The sequence below is a fragment of the Methylovulum psychrotolerans genome (assembly GCF_002209385.1).
Lineage (GTDB): Bacteria > Pseudomonadota > Gammaproteobacteria > Methylococcales > Methylomonadaceae > Methylovulum > Methylovulum psychrotolerans.
This window is the reverse complement of sequence record NZ_CP022129.1, coordinates 1466575-1481419: the sequence shown is the minus strand read 5'-3', so window position 1 is coordinate 1481419 and position 14845 is coordinate 1466575. Positions and strand designations below refer to the sequence as shown.

The following is a 14845-nucleotide window of genomic DNA, read 5'->3' as shown; positions in this document are numbered from 1 at the left end:
GCTATTTGTTAATATCGACCGTTTTTAAAGCATCGGTGCCGATGTCGGGCAGAACCGCGTCGTCTTTTACCTTAATTGGATCGTTGGCTTGGACAAAGAGCATTTGATCGGACAGTTCGCCAGGATTTTTTAACGCCTCCAGTAAGACCGTGTCATGGTCGTAGATATCGGGATAAAACACTAATTGGTTATGCTCATCGAAAAAGGCCGTGGTGTAAAAAAACAGTACCGGAATGGGTTTGGCCAAAACGACCCGCTGCATTTTTACCGATTTCATGGCCTGTTGTATCTTAGCCTTGTCCCAGCCTTTTTGGTTTTTCAAGACAAATTCCGCTAAAGCTTGGGGATCGTCGACGCGGACACAGCCGTGGCTAAAATCCCGCCGTGAACGGCTAAATAAAGCATCAGCGGGGGTGTCATGTAAGTACACATCATCTTTGTTAGGGAAAAGGAATTTAACCCGTCCTAACGCATTTCTCGTTCCCGGTTTTTGCCGGACTCTTAGCGTCCCTTGTTTTAATTGCGCCAGTGCCGCACCCGAAAAACCGACCGCTCCGCTTTTGCCGACCAGTTCCATATTTTGTGAGTTTAGATAGCCTGGGCCATTGGCCAATTTGGGCAATATCTCATTTTTGACGATATTGTAAGGCACGTTCCAATAAGGGGAAAATTCAATAAAGCTCATGCTCGCCATCAGTACCGGTGTTTGGGCTTTCATGGCTTTGCCGACCACTACCCGCATTTGCGTGGTGGTGGTTTGTAAATCGTTAATGTCATCAAGTGCCCAGAGTTGGAACGCGGGGATATTGACGACAATGGAAGGGCCGCTGCCCAGTTCCGGCAACCACCGCAGGCGCTCCATCGCCAAGCTAATTTGGGTTACCCGTTTTTCCAAGCCCGCATTAAGTTCCGTTACAGTGGATTTGCCGATCACCCCGTCACCTGATAAACCATGCCGCCGCTGGAAGCTTTTCATGGCGGTCACGGTGTCATCACTATAGCGGGTCGCTTTGCCATTGCTTTGGCTGCTGGGCAAATCGCCTAAGGTATGCAGTAAATCCCGCAGATCCGCCAATTCGGGTAAGTTTTCGCCAGGGCGGATGGGTTTTTTAAACGTCATGGCGAAAGGTTTGGCCTGTTGCGCCAAGGCGTGGTAATGTTCTAAGGCGGTTTTTAACAGTTGGTATTGCTTCAGTTGCGGCTCGACCATGCTAGGCAGGCTGGCGACGGTTTGCTGTTCGGTGCTGGCCTTGATGAGGGCAGGCAGGTCGATGGTTTTTTTGTCGCGGAGCTTGAGGTTAAAGTTAATGACCTGGGGGCTGATACGGCCATAATGCAAGTCGTGTAAAAAACGCAACAGCGACAGGCTCAAGGCGGTGTCGTAACTGGCCTGTTCCCGGTAGGCATCCGCATCCAAATGCAGCATGGCGGGCATTTTTTTCTGCAAGGTGTCGAGATTGTAATGACTGGTTTGTAAGCCATTTACTGCCGCATTGGCTAATAGCTCCAGTAACGCCGTGATATTCTTTTCCGATGTCTCTGTGCCCAGCCAGAGCGGTTGGTAGTTAGCCATTTTATAGAGGGCATCCAAATCGTCGGCGCGACTGGCAAAGCCGCCGGGTAACAGCAAAGGATGTTGTTTGGCAGTAATGATTGCGGTGATTTCTTGGCTGACAGGCGCAAGAGCCGGAACTGCTGGTGTCGGATTTAAGATGGGGTCGTTGGCCAATAGCGGCGGAGCCATTAACGTCAGGCAGGCGTACATGAACCAACGGGGAGCTTGGCGGCTTAGCCAGCTACCTGAGAGAGCGGTGGGGCGGGAAGCCAATACACGCGCAGGCTGTAGCCTTACCCTAGCGGAATTATTAAATCCATCAAAACGCTTAAAACTTGCCAATATATTCAGGTGCATAAAATATCCAGATGTTAGCTTAACTGCCGATTGTGCCAATATTACCACTAACAGGCTGTTTCTTAGGATGATATGAAACCAGGATAAGCTGTTATGTCGCTAGGCTTGGTTTATTTTACACTAAGTTAACGGCCAACATGGACGACAAAGGTAATTCGTTGCTGCAAATCCCTCTTTCTTGCTTGGCAATGCGGCGTTTACGGTAAGGCGGCGGCATATAAGGCCGCTTTGGAAAGCGCTTAGCTATCCGAAGCGGTGGCGAGCCTAGCCGGGGTAACTCCCGACAAGTTAGGGTGATATTATTGTTTGGCCGGGCCAGCAGAACTTATGCTAATTTAGCCTGAAGAAACGCCAGTACGTCGGTAAGCGGCAATTCTTCATTGTCGCGCGAGGTTCTGGCCTTATATTCTACTGTGCCGTTATCCAGGCTTTTGTCACCGACGATAATGCAGTGCGGGATACCGATCAGTTCCATATCGGAGAACATAAAGCCGGCGCGGACTTTGCGGTCATCAAACAGCACGTCAATGCCCGCCGCTTGCAGGTCTTGGTAGAGCTGTTCGGCCAAGGCTTTCAGGCGTTCCGATTTGTGCATGTTCATAGGCAGCAGGGCGACTTGGAACGGGGCGAGGTTAGTCGGCCAGATAATGCCCCGGCCATCGTGGTTCTGTTCGATAGCCGCCGCGACCACGCGGGAAATGCCGATGCCATAACAGCCCATCAGCATGATTTGGTGCTTGCCGGCTTCGTTAATGATGCCCGCCTTCATTGCGCCGCTGTATTTGGTGCCGAGCTGGAAGATGTGGCCGACTTCAATGCCCCGCGCTAAAGTGATATGGCCTTGGCCATCTGGGCTAGGGTCACCTTCGACGACAGTGCGCAGGTCGGCAAGTTCGGGTAAGGGCAGGTCGCGTCCCCAATTGACACCTTGATAATGTTTGCCGTCTTGGTTAGCGCCACAGACAAAGTCCGCCATTAAGGCGATGCTACGGTCGGCAATAATCGGCATGGTCAGGCCGATAGGGCCAATAGAGCCGGGCTTACAGGCACAGGCGGCAATAATGTCGGCTTCGCTGGCGAAAGTCAGCGGCGCGGCGACACCGGCCAGTTTTTCCGCCTTGATTTTGTTCAGTTCGTGGTCGCCCCGTAACAGCAGTGCCACCAAACCCTCTTCTTCACCTTTGACAATAAGGGTTTTCAGGCATTGGGTTGGGGCAATGGTCAAAAAGGTGCAAACTTCTTCAATGCTGTGTTGGGCAGGGGTGTCAACCAGAACCATCGGTGTGCTGGCGGCAGGGCGTTCGCCCGTAGGGGCCAAGGCTTCGGCTTTTTCGACATTGGCCGCATAATCGCTGGCGCTGGAAAAGGCGATGGCATCTTCGCCGGAATCCGCCAAAACATGGAACTCATGCGAAATGGCACCGCCAATAGAGCCGGAGTCGGCGATCACCGCGCGGAACTTTAAGCCCAGATGGTTAAAGATATTGCTGTAGGCGCGGTACATCACCTCATAAGATTCTTGCAAGGACGCTTGGTCAAGATGGAAAGAATAGGCATCTTTCATGATGAATTCGCGCGAGCGCATGACCCCGAAACGCGGACGTATCTCGTCGCGGATCTTCGTTTGTATCTGATAAAAGGTAATCGGCAGTTGCTTATAGCTTTTCAGTTCGTTACGCGCCAAATCAGTGATGATCTCTTCGTGCGTGGGCCCTAAGCAAAAGTCGCGGTCATGGCGGTCTTTCAGGCGTGCCAATTCGGGGCCGTATTGTTCCCAGCGTCCGGTTTCTTGCCAGAGTTCGGCAGGTTGCAAGGTCGGCATCAACACTTCCAGTGCCCCGGCTTTTTCCATTTCGTCACGGGTGATTTTTTCGACTTTGCGCAACACCCGCAAACCTAACGGCAGCCAGCTATACAGCCCGGCGGCCAGTTTACGGATGAGGCCGGCGCGGATCATGAGCTGATGGCTGATAATTTCGGCATCGGCAGGCGTTTCTTTGACGGTATTGAGGGGGAACTGAGTTGTACGCATAATAAGGCAGGGTTAAAATAAAAGTACCTATTTTACAGCTTTTTCGCGGGTTCCCAAGCGTTTGCGGGTTTAAATCGCCACTGTTGTGTGAAGAGCCAACCCAAACCGGAGGCTGTAGGCCGTTAACGTCGGGTTGTCTACGTTTAAATCCGTAACGTAGGAAGCAATACGGCAGCGGAGATTGGCCGTGGCTGCCGATAAAGCCGCAATAATGATGGCCTATAGACGTAGAGGCAAAAAAAACCTTCTGCTTGCCTATCAAGATAGTAAATCCTATCTTGATAGGCAAGCAGAAGGTTAGAGGGGCTTCGATGAAAAATAAACATGAATCGGCAGGCACATTAGCGTTCAGCGTCAGACGAACCATGCTCTGTTAAACCATCGTTTTGCGGTAAAGTTCCCAACGCGGTATTAAATTTTGCGGACAGGCGGTGGTAGGCAAAAGTACCGCCAAGCTCCGTCGGTCTATTTGCGTAAAACGGCTATTTCCATTGTTTTAGTCGGAAGAGCAACAGATTTCTTACGCACAATGGCAGAAAAATTTCTGTCATGGCGTAAAAACGTATCCGCTTATGTCCATATCGGCATTGTGTATTGTGTATTGTGTATTGTGTAATGTTGAAAATTTGCAAAAGCCGCCTGTCTTTTTGCTTTTGATGTTGTAGTTTAGGTGTGCTTTTGTTCTTTTCGATTATTAATTTTTATATAAAAATCATTATTATATAATGTGTTTCGGGTATTTCCTCAAGTGCTTGCCTAACCGCCATTTAATTATGTCTAGGTATTGTTGCAAATAGGGTGGCAAAATATTTTTGTTCCCACTCGCTCTGTTATATATGGCTCAGGGTAAGCTATAAATTCACTCACCAGCAAACACCGTAAGGCTTGCGATTTTATGCAGGTTTTTCGTATTTAACGCAGTACAATGAACTTAAAGGCGGAAAAGCCATAGCAATCGGCGGACAAGTTTGGGTCTGGCACTGGTTTTTTGCCAGGGCTATTAATCTCCGCCAGCCTACGCCATGCGCCAATACAGAATCAATTTAGCTACATTTTAAAGGATAATAGGCAATGAAAATAAGCACCTTAGGATTTCCTTCAACAGAAGAGGCCAAGCTTGGAAAAATTTTGCCCCTGGCGAAAAACGCGGCTTACACATTACAGGCTTTTGATGCTTCGGGTGTGCCGGATGTGCTGTTGGTCTTTGGTGAGGTCGGTGCGTATCAAGCGCAGTTGACGGGTTTGTCTGGATTACCCGTGCAAATCGGCGTGGTTGCCAAACAGCCGCCCGAACAGGCCGGGTATTTTCACTTGCCTTTTCCGTTAGTGGCATCACGGGTGTTACGGGTTTTAGATGGCCTATCGGGGGTAGGGGGCATAGAGCCGCCGTCCACACCCGCCCAACCCCAACACACAGCCATAACAGTCACGGCCGAACCCGCTGCCATAGCCGCTCCTATTGAGGGCGACACCGCCTTGCAATACCGCGTGTTGGTGGTGGACGATAGCTTACCGATGCAAAAGGCTTTGGCGTTGGAACTGGAGAAATTGCCGGCCACTGTGCATATCGACTTTGCGGGCAGCGGCGAAGAAGCCTTAACCATGACCGAGGAACAGCGTTACGACTTTATTTTCCTAGATATTATGATGCCCGGCATTGATGGGTTTGAGGCTTGCACCCAGATGCGTAAACGCCCGGCCATGAAAAAAACCCCGATTATTATGTTGACGGCAAAAACCTCGCCGATGGATGAAGTCAAAGGCGTTATTGCCGGCTGTTCAACTTATTTGACCAAACCTATTGTCCATGAAGACTTTCAAAAAGTGATGCAGCGCATTACCAAATGGGTGGACAATTTTAGTGTCCGCGACTAAAACAAAAACTCCAACAGCAAATATGCTTAAAGGTGGCGGCAATGGCTTCGACAAAAAAAATCTTGGTAGTGGATGATGCCCTTATTGACCGGCAACGGCTGTGCGCCGTACTGGCTAAAGCGAACGTGAACGCGACCGTGTCATTGGCACAAAATGGCCGGGAAGGGGTAGAGAAAGCCCGCATCGAACACCCTGACCTGATTTTTATGGATATTCTGATGCCCGAATTGGACGGCTATTCGGCGTGTCGGCAGCTTACCACCGCCGCCGACACCAAAGGCATTCCGATTGTTATCGTGTCCATAAAACACCAGCCTGCCGATAAAGTATGGGCTACCTTGCAAGGGGCCGTGGCGCTGGTCGCCAAACCTTACACCGATGACCAGATACTCGAACAGGTCGCCCATTTCATTTAGGTATTGTTATGAACGGTACGCCGACCGCCCCGCCAGCCGCTAGACAACAAGACGCTACAGATAATAGCGTTATCCGCCATGGCTTTAGTGTCGGGCAACTGCATTTGTTAATACCGTCTGGAATCCCGGTGCAATTGCTTGACGTTCCCAGAATTTCGCCGCTACCCTTAGCGCCGCCGTGGTGTAAAGGCATGGCTAACCATCGTGGTGATGTCATTGCGGTATTTTCCGTTCCCGAATTGCTCTTGCCGCCAGCACCGCAAACCACCGCCAAACACCCGCATTGGCTGTTGGTGATCGATAGCCCACCGAACATGTGCGGCCTGCTGATCGATAGCTACCCGCAATTGCTTAACGCTTTACAGGAAGCCGATTTGGATAGTGTCGCCAATATCCCTGAGCAGATACGGCCATTTGTTTATGCGGCGTATACGGGTAGCGGCAAAACGTGGTTGGATTGCCGCTACGATGCTTGGCTGTTATCGGTAAAAGCGCTATTCCAAGACTACCAATCATCACTCCTGAGTTAGCCGTGTCTGCGCTAATTTGACTTGCGAGGAAACACTATGCAGTTATTGAAACCCTTTAGAAACCTAAAACTGCCGATAAAATTCCTTATCGTGACGGGTTTTTTGGCTATGGGCTTGTTATCCTTAGGGCTTAACTATTATCAGACCATCCAGCTTGAAGAAGGTACGTTGGAGAGAAACCAGCAGCTTAGCACCTTATCGAGCTTAGTCGATTCGGTGACGATTGACGTGTTGGAAGCGCGGGGGTATCAAAAAGACTACCAGTTCCAACAACAAGCGGCCATGGTGGACAATTTTGATGAAAGCATGTCTTTGGCGGACGATGCCATTATTGCCGTCGAGTATTTTTTGCGCACCGATGACGACAGAAAATTGGTCGATGCCATCCAGCAGCGGTTATTGGATTATCAGGACGAATTTCATAAGCTGGTTGATCTGAAAGCTTCCCAGGCCGATAAAAAACAGGCCGTCAGTGAGCATATCGAAACCCTGATCAAAGCAATGGAGCCGCTCATGGGGCGGTTTTTTGCAATTAAGCAAGATTATCAGGCTAAGGACAAATTGATTTTTGACGCGGAAAAAAGCATTAAGTTACGGTTATTTTTAGGTTCCGTAACGGTCATGGTGATCGCTTTGGTGGCGACTTTTTTCATTCTGCAATTTGGGGTGTTAAGGCCGGTGGCGGTGATCCAAAATACCGTCCGTAAAATTTCGGCGGGGGACACCGAGGTCAGAAGCCGCCTTAGCAGTTCTGATGAATTGGGCGAGTTGGCGACTACCCTGGATAATTTGTTGGATGAAAGAATACAGGCCCTCATCCAGAAACAGCGCGAAAATGATGCTATCAATACTTCTATCATCCGCATGATCCAAAACGTGTTCATGCTCAGCCAACGGGATTTGACGGTGATTTTGCCCGTTGAAGAAGATGTTACCGGAGCCATTGCCGACTCGATTAACCAATTGACCGAATCCATTAAAGCCGTTTTGGAAAACGTCCGGGTTGTTGCCGAAAAAGTTGTGGACACGTCCAACCAAGTGAAAGAGCAATCCAGCTCTGTTACCCAATCGGCTAGTGAAGAGCAACAAGAGATTGAAGAGACTTTAGCGGAATTGGAGCAGGCGATAGAGACCATGCAATTGATTTCGGAATTGGCGCAAGTGACCAATGAAACCTCCCTCAAAGCCATCAACACCACCGAAAATGCCGAGGAATCGGTCTCGCAGACCATTGCCAGTATTAACAAAATCCGCACGACCATTAACGATGCCGAGAAAAAAATCAAACGCTTGGGCGAACGTTCGCAGGAGATTGGCGGTATCGTCAAGCTGTTGGACAGCTTTTCTTCGCGGACCCATTTATTGGCGATGAACGCCAGTATGCATGCCGCTTCGGCGGGCGTGGCGGGTAAAGGCCTGATGGTGGTGGTGGAAGAAGTGCAGCGTTTGGCGGAAAACTCCAGCGAAGCGGCGGCGGAAATCGAGGAGTTGGTGAATAATATCCAACAGGAAACCGCCGATACCGTCAGTGCCATGAATGCCGTTATCACCAATGTGGTCGAAGGCACGCAATTGGCGGGGCAGGCGGGCGAGCGGATGCAACAGACCCGTCTGAGCACCGAATTGCTGGTGGACTCGATACAGCGTATCGCCCGCTACTCGGTCGCCCAAACCGCCGTGGCCGAGCAGTTGCGCTTCCGCGCCGTCAGCATTGATGCCAGTGCCCATTCCACCTACGAGAAAATGTCCGAGCAAACCAAGCTGTCGGCTGACTTGGTCTGGGCGGCGGAAGAGCTGCAAGCGGCGATTGGTGTGTTTAAATTGTCATAAGGGGTCGGCTTTTGCCTGCCGCACCCATCCCCTAAACAGTCCTTAGGAACACCCATGTGTGTCGAATTTGTTGAACAGATTATTGTGGCATTGGCTGATGAGCAGGCTTATCTGGAGGCGCGGCCTGATAAAGACGGCTTGCTGGAACGGCTGGCGGTGCAATGGCAAAACCTGATGATAGCCGCCGCCGAAGAAAATTGCTTAGGACTGGTGGATTTATTCGGTTTTTATATCGAGTTGCAAGAGCAATTGTTGGCCGACAAAGAAAGTTTGGGCGAAGCCGAAACCGTTTTTTTGTTGGCGGGCATTAGCCACTTGGACGATTTTTTCCAGATACCCACACCCGAAGCCATGCTGGCGGTACTGGATTTCCTGCAAGCCCCGCAATGGCCTAGCCCGCTTAGCGATGAAGATAGGGTCTATTTTCAGGAACTGCTGGAAGCGGATAGGCTGCGTTTGTTGGGTGTAGACGATAATGCCCAAGACGAAGAAGACTCAGCGCTAAGCGAAGAAGTGCCCGCTGTTGCCAATAGTGCTGAAGACGGCGGTTTTGCCTACCTGGACTATGCTTTACTGGCGGAGGGGCCGATCAGCGTTGACCCGCAACTGATCGCCATGATCGGCGGGCAATGCGTCTTATTGCAGGAATGCTGGCAAAGCTCCGCCACGCTGCCGGAACGGCTAAGTTTAGTGCTGGAAGCTTTGGGGCCGATTGTCCGTGCTACGGCGGGTATCCGCTTATGGGCTGGGCATTTTGTCTTGACCGGGCTGATGAAAAACCTGCACGGCTATCAGGATGATCCTGACTTGTTGGGCGATGACACGCCAATGCTGATAAACAACGCCTTGGCCGCTATCACCCACTATTGCCAAGATACCCAAAACCTATCTGTCCAGCAAGCGTTGGACGAATTGTTCGCCAACCCGGAATGGCCGTATTGCTTAAGTAGCGACGATAGCCATTTCTTACGGCAATTGTTCGCCCAATTACAATTGCAAACCGCTGCCGTATTGGTCGCTGAGGTGGTATCTGCTGATGACATCAGTTTAATTATTCCTGATGATGTCGATCCGCAATTGTTGGATATGGCCTTTAATGATTTACCGCAACTGACCGAAGATTTTGCCAAGCATTTACAGGCTTTTCTTAACCGCCAAGACCGTGAGGCGTTGCGCACCGCGCAACGGGTCGCGCATACTCTAAAAGGCTTGGCGAACATGTTGGGGGTGAAGGGGATTGCCAACTTAACCCACCGCTTGGAAGACATATTGGAATTTTTGCATACCCAAGCGCAATCCCCCGATGCCGGTTTGGTTGAGGCGCTGATGGAGGCGGCGGACATGTTGGCGGTGCTGGGCGAAGCGCTGTTAGCGCGGCGTGCGCCCCCTCCGCAAGCCCTCAGTGTTCTCCAACAATTAGCCGATGGACATTATCGGTTACAGACCGGAGAGGCGGCAACGCCGGTTGCGGCTAACCCTAGCCCCGCTGCGGAGCCGTTGCCTGACGAGCAGGAAGCGGCTGGCCGTGAAGATACTTTTGTCCGCGTCCCTAAAGCCTTACTTGACCAATTATTCCGTGTGGCGGGCGAGGTGAAAATTTCCGATACCCAATTGGACGAACAGCTTAAACAAATTAAAGCCCTGCTGAAAACAGGCGGCGAACGTTACCGTACCTTACAGCGGGTACTGGCCGACTTGGAGCAGCTACTCACCACCACCCTGAATAACCAGGCGGTCAGTGCCGCTCATGACGGTTTTGACCCCTTGGAAATGAACCGTCTTAATGAAATGCACAGCAGTATTTCCAGGCTCTATGAGGCGGCTGCCGACAGCCGTGAAATCGAGCGGACAGTGGAAGGCTATGCACGGAAAATGTCCGATACCTTGCTCAATTTGGCGCATTTGCATAAAGACAGTTTGGATAATGTTCTTGCTACCCGCTTACTGGCGGTCGAGTCTATGGTGCCGCGCCTGCAACGTACCCTCCGGCAAGCCTGCCGCGTGGCGGGTAAGCAAGCCGAGCTGGTGGTGACGGGCGGGCAGACGCTGATAGACAGCCAGATCCTTAACCAACTGGCCGACCCGTTAATGCACATTCTCCGTAATGCCGTCGATCACGGTCTGGAACCCCCTGCCCAAAGGTTAGCGGTCGGCAAGCCGGAACATGGCCTGATCCAACTCAGTTTTGTTGAAGAAACCGATAGGATTGCCGTGGTGTGCGAAGATGACGGGCGCGGCATTAACCGTGCCGCCATCCGGCAAATCGCCGAGGCCAAAGGCCTGATTGACAGCGCTGCGTCCTTAAGCGAGCAGGATATAGACCGCCTGATTTTAATTCCGGGGTTTTCTACGCGTAGCGAGGTCAGCCAATTATCCGGGCGGGGCATCGGTATGGATGTGGTGTATCAGGAAGTGATCCGCCTGAAAGGTAAGCTGGAGATTGCCTCAACTCCAGGCCAAGGCTGCCGTTTTACCCTGTCTATTCCTGCCAGCGCCTTGTTATTGAAAGCGCAATTGGCGTATTGTGGCCCTTATACCTTATCGCTGATCCAATACGGTATTGAAAAAGTCCTGTTATCATCCGACGGGCAATTACAGGCGGACGGTAACGGATTCTGGTTCAGTTATCAAGACCAACGCTACCCGGCTTACAGCATGGAAAACCTGATTGGCCTGCCCAGTGCCGATTATGGGCAGCTGCCGGATTTTCATTTATTGCGCGTCAATTTGGGGCAGGGCGAAAAAGTCGTGGTGATGGTGACGGAATTGCTGGACAGCCGCGAACTGGTATTTAAGGATTTGGGCAGTTATGTGCCGCATAATCCGGCCATGCCGGGCGTGACTGTGTTGGCGGACGGACAAATTTCGCCTGTTATAGACTTGCCTGAAGCCCTTAAGCATAAAAGTGCCTATAACCAGCGCGTTATGGATTATGTGGCGCATACCGTGGCGGTTAAGCTGCCAAGGGTGTTAGTGGTGGACGATTCGTTAAGTGCGCGTAAATCCTTGGCGCTGCTGTTAAAAGACAGCGGCTATGACGTGGCGACCGCCATTGATGGCTTGGATGCCTTGGCGCAGATTGGCCAACACGCCCCTGATTTGGTCATCACTGATATGGAAATGCCGCGCATGGACGGCGTGGCCTTAACACGGGCATTGAAACAACAGGCGGAAACCGCGCCGCTGCCCGTGCTGATGATCACCTCCCGCTCCACCGACAAACACCGCCAAGAAGCCAAAAACGCCGGGGTTGATGCGTATCTGACTAAGCCGTGGACGGAAACCCAGTTATTGCAGGCGCTTGAGGGTTTGCTTTAGTTACTGGCGGCTTATTTAACCGAAAAAACGTCTCCCCGTGCAGTGAAAGGTAAGCGTTTGCCTTCGGGTAGCAGGTAGGCATGTGAAAAAGAGATGTCCAAATGGTTTTCACAGCCGCCGTCGGTAATGATCAGCACCGGGCCGAGGCGGGGGAAATCGCCTTTGCTGGCCAAGTCGCGCAATGCGTCCACACCCGGTTGTAAAGCCGTGCCGCCGCGCCCTTTGACCATAAACCTGTCCAATAGGCGTTCCGGTTCTATCCAGCCGCTGTCGTAAGCAGCGGCATCACAACAAATCAGGCGCACGGCAAAGACTTCGCGGGCAATGGCGTAACTGGCGATAGCACCTAAAGCCTTGCCTAATAGTTGCGGTTCCATAGAGCCTGACGTGTCCAGCACGACTCCGAACACCCGGCTTTTACGTTGTTCTTCAGGGGGCGGGCAAGTGGACGGGCGCGGGATGGTGGGCGTGGCTGCTTGGCGGCGTGATGGTCTGGCATAACTGCGGCGGTATTCGGGCGAGGGGAAATGGCGGTCGAACCAGTCGGCTAACTGTACGTCCCAAGGGATAGGTGGTTGGTTGAGGGAACGGATGGCTTCGACCAATCCAGCGGGTAGCAAGCCGCGCCCACTGTTCTGGCAACGCTCTAAGCCTTGTGCCAAGGCTCGGCGGCAATAACTTTCCGCATCGGTAAACGCTGGCTGTTGGGTTTCGCCAAAAAAATCACATTGCCCTAGTCCGCGTAGGGTGGCAAGCTTACGCGCCCGGCGGATGTCTTGTGCCAGACGGTCATAAATCTCTTCTGCCGAGCAATTGCTGAATTCTGGATCATATAACATCCCTATAGTCGGCGGCGTACCCAAATTCATCGCCTTGAGCCAGCCGTTAATGACAAAATCGCAAGCGGCATTCCATAGGAAAGCGTCACGTCCGCGTCGGCGTGACGCATGGTTCAGGCCGGCATGAAGGAGTTCATGGGCGAACACGAACAAGGCTTCGTTAGGGCTTAAGCGTACCGCCGCATTCATCCAGATTTTGCGGGCACCGACATCAATCGCCGCGACTTGAATATCGTAACGGCGGCATTCGGCAATGCTTTCTTCCACATCAAAGCCTGCCGCTAATGCGCCTAATAAGGGATGGTGGTCAATCAGGCGGCGCTTGGCTTTTTGTGCGGGGCTGTTAGGGTTAGGCCGATTAGTAGTGGTGTTAGCGTTACCTGAGGCGAGTTCCAAAGCCTGTCCGGCTCCTTGGGCAATACCTTCGGCCAGCAGGCTTTGCCAAGTGAATTGGCTAGGCGATCTGTAGTCGGGCTTCTCGTCAAGCCCGCAAAATACCATACGGCCTGCACCGCAATAATTATCCCGAAAGCTGAGGGTTTGCGGATGAGTTTTTTCTACACATAAGATCCGAAATAAGGTTTCTTCGCCGCCTGCGGGGATGGTCGGTAAAGGCACATTGAAGGCTTCGGGGAGGCGGCCAATTTTTAGGTCATCGCAAAAGCGGTTCGCTACCAAGAGTGCGGCCAATTCCCAAATGGCTTGCGGGTCGCGCCGCCGTACCACGCTAAAACCGAGGCATACGGCGGCGATGGCGATAAGCCGCGCCCATTCTTCCGGTGCGGCACGGCGTTTGGGGTGTAGGTAAATATGGCCGTTTGGCGAGAGGGCCAGCCAGCCTGTTTCTGCCACAAATTGGTGGCGCATATCGATGCCGATGCAAAGATGCCGCACCAACGGTATCAGCACCGGGCAATTGCGGATAGTGCCGATAGCGGTTTCCCGTGCGGCTTTCGCGTTATCGGCGGGGTCTGGTTTTTTGCTCATGGCTTAAATTTGTCCCGCGTCGCCAAACGCGGCAAATCACGGGCGACTTCCACCAAAAACCAGGCAGGCAGGCGGGTGCCTTCCTCGTCTTGAGCCAACACCGATTGGGCTATTTCCACGCTGATGCGGGCCAGTTCGCGTAACCTGTCTTTGGCGCGTACAGCCAATTGCTTATGTTCGCTACGCACCGAGGCCTCGTCATCAGGGAGTTCTTTGCGTAGCAAGCCCCGAAATGATTGTGCCAAAAAATATAAGACATCGCGGTCAGCCGGTTCGGCAGGCCACTGGGCATCGCCTTTGAGAATGCTATGGAGGGTGTGCTTTTGGCGGATTTGTTTGACAAAGCCCTTAAAATGACCCGCATGGGCCGGGCTAAGTAGGCCAAAAGCTAAGGCTTCCAACATGATATCATCTAGGTTATCGCCAAAGGAATGTAAGGCATCCGAGAGTATATGCCAGCTGCGCGGTGTCGAAAACGGCTCTTCATGTTTGGGGGGTTCGTTCCATAAATGATCGGGGCGCAAGCGGATGTAGTCCAGCACCCACGCGTGGATGCCGCCTTCGGCCACCGCCCAATCCAACCATTGCCGATGGTCGGCCCGCAAATGGATATGGGCAAGGCGGTTGATAAGGGCGGATGGCATGGGTTTGACAATTGCGGCATCTTTGGCGCGGTTACCCGCGCCAATAACAATGGTATCGGCAGGTAAATGATATTCCCCCACTCGCCTGTCCAAAATCAAGGAGTAGAAGGCTTTTTGGATTTCATGACTGGAGGCGTTGAGCTCATCTAAGAATAGGACAAACGCTTCTTGGCGCACGATGTTGGCGGGCGGGAAAAAGCGCGAACAATTGCCGTCGATTTGCGGGACACCCAGCAGATCCTCCGGTGCCAATTGGCTGCCTAATAAAGAGACGCATTCCATGCCTACGGTATCGGCAAACTTGCGTATTAACGCGCTTTTGCCGATACCGGGTGCACCCCAAAGAAACACAGGACGGGTTACGGCGACATTGAGCAGAAAATCAAAGGCTTGGGAGGGCGTAAGCTGGATGGCTGAGTGCATTAGCAATGGTAAGGGGAGGTTTGACGTGGAATAATGAGT

The 14845-nt window shown here is 52.1% G+C and carries 9 protein-coding genes; 5 read left to right on the top strand and 4 right to left on the bottom strand.

All coding sequences use genetic code 11. The features are described 5' to 3' along the window. Window position 1 precedes the first annotated feature (1 nt). The gene (locus tag CEK71_RS06670; protein ID WP_088618657.1) at window positions 2-1912 is read right to left on the bottom strand and encodes a L,D-transpeptidase family protein; all 1911 of its coding nucleotides are present in this window, start codon (window positions 1910-1912) and stop codon (window positions 2-4) included. 325 nt (window positions 1913-2237) lie between these two features. After that, complete coding sequence (locus CEK71_RS06665) at window positions 2238-3944, bottom strand: proline--tRNA ligase (RefSeq protein WP_088618656.1); 1707 nt, start codon at window positions 3942-3944, stop codon at window positions 2238-2240. 1071 nt (window positions 3945-5015) lie between these two features. Here CEK71_RS06665 and CEK71_RS06660 point away from each other — a divergent pair. From CEK71_RS06660 to CEK71_RS06640, 5 genes are read left to right on the top strand one after another with little or no spacing between them, the layout of a single operon-like run. Further along, entirely contained in the window at window positions 5016-5819 is an 804-nt protein-coding gene (locus CEK71_RS06660; protein WP_088618655.1) for a response regulator, read from the top strand. Between the two features lie 41 nt (window positions 5820-5860). After that, on the top strand, window positions 5861-6235 hold the full coding sequence (locus CEK71_RS06655) for a response regulator (RefSeq protein WP_088618654.1): 375 nt from the start codon (window positions 5861-5863) through the stop codon (window positions 6233-6235). A gap of 8 nt (window positions 6236-6243) precedes the next feature. Beyond that, on the top strand, window positions 6244-6765 hold the full coding sequence (locus tag CEK71_RS06650) for a chemotaxis protein CheW (RefSeq protein WP_088618653.1): 522 nt from the start codon (window positions 6244-6246) through the stop codon (window positions 6763-6765). Between the two features lie 36 nt (window positions 6766-6801). Next, on the top strand, window positions 6802-8595 hold the full coding sequence (locus tag CEK71_RS06645) for a methyl-accepting chemotaxis protein (protein WP_088618652.1): 1794 nt from the start codon (window positions 6802-6804) through the stop codon (window positions 8593-8595). A gap of 54 nt (window positions 8596-8649) precedes the next feature. Further along, entirely contained in the window at window positions 8650-11913 is a 3264-nt protein-coding gene (locus tag CEK71_RS06640; RefSeq protein WP_088618651.1) for a hybrid sensor histidine kinase/response regulator, read from the top strand. A gap of 11 nt (window positions 11914-11924) precedes the next feature. Here CEK71_RS06640 and CEK71_RS06635 read toward each other — a convergent pair whose 3' ends face one another. Together CEK71_RS06635 and CEK71_RS06630 are read right to left on the bottom strand one after the other, a co-directional pair. Further along, complete coding sequence (locus CEK71_RS06635; RefSeq protein WP_088618650.1) at window positions 11925-13739, bottom strand: vWA domain-containing protein; 1815 nt, start codon at window positions 13737-13739, stop codon at window positions 11925-11927. Then, window positions 13736-14806: an AAA family ATPase gene (locus CEK71_RS06630; RefSeq protein WP_088618649.1), complete on the bottom strand. Its 1071-nt coding sequence runs from the start codon at window positions 14804-14806 to the stop codon at window positions 13736-13738. The genes CEK71_RS06635 and CEK71_RS06630 overlap by 4 nt, the downstream gene beginning before the upstream one ends. Window positions 14807-14845: the final 39 nt, after the last annotated feature.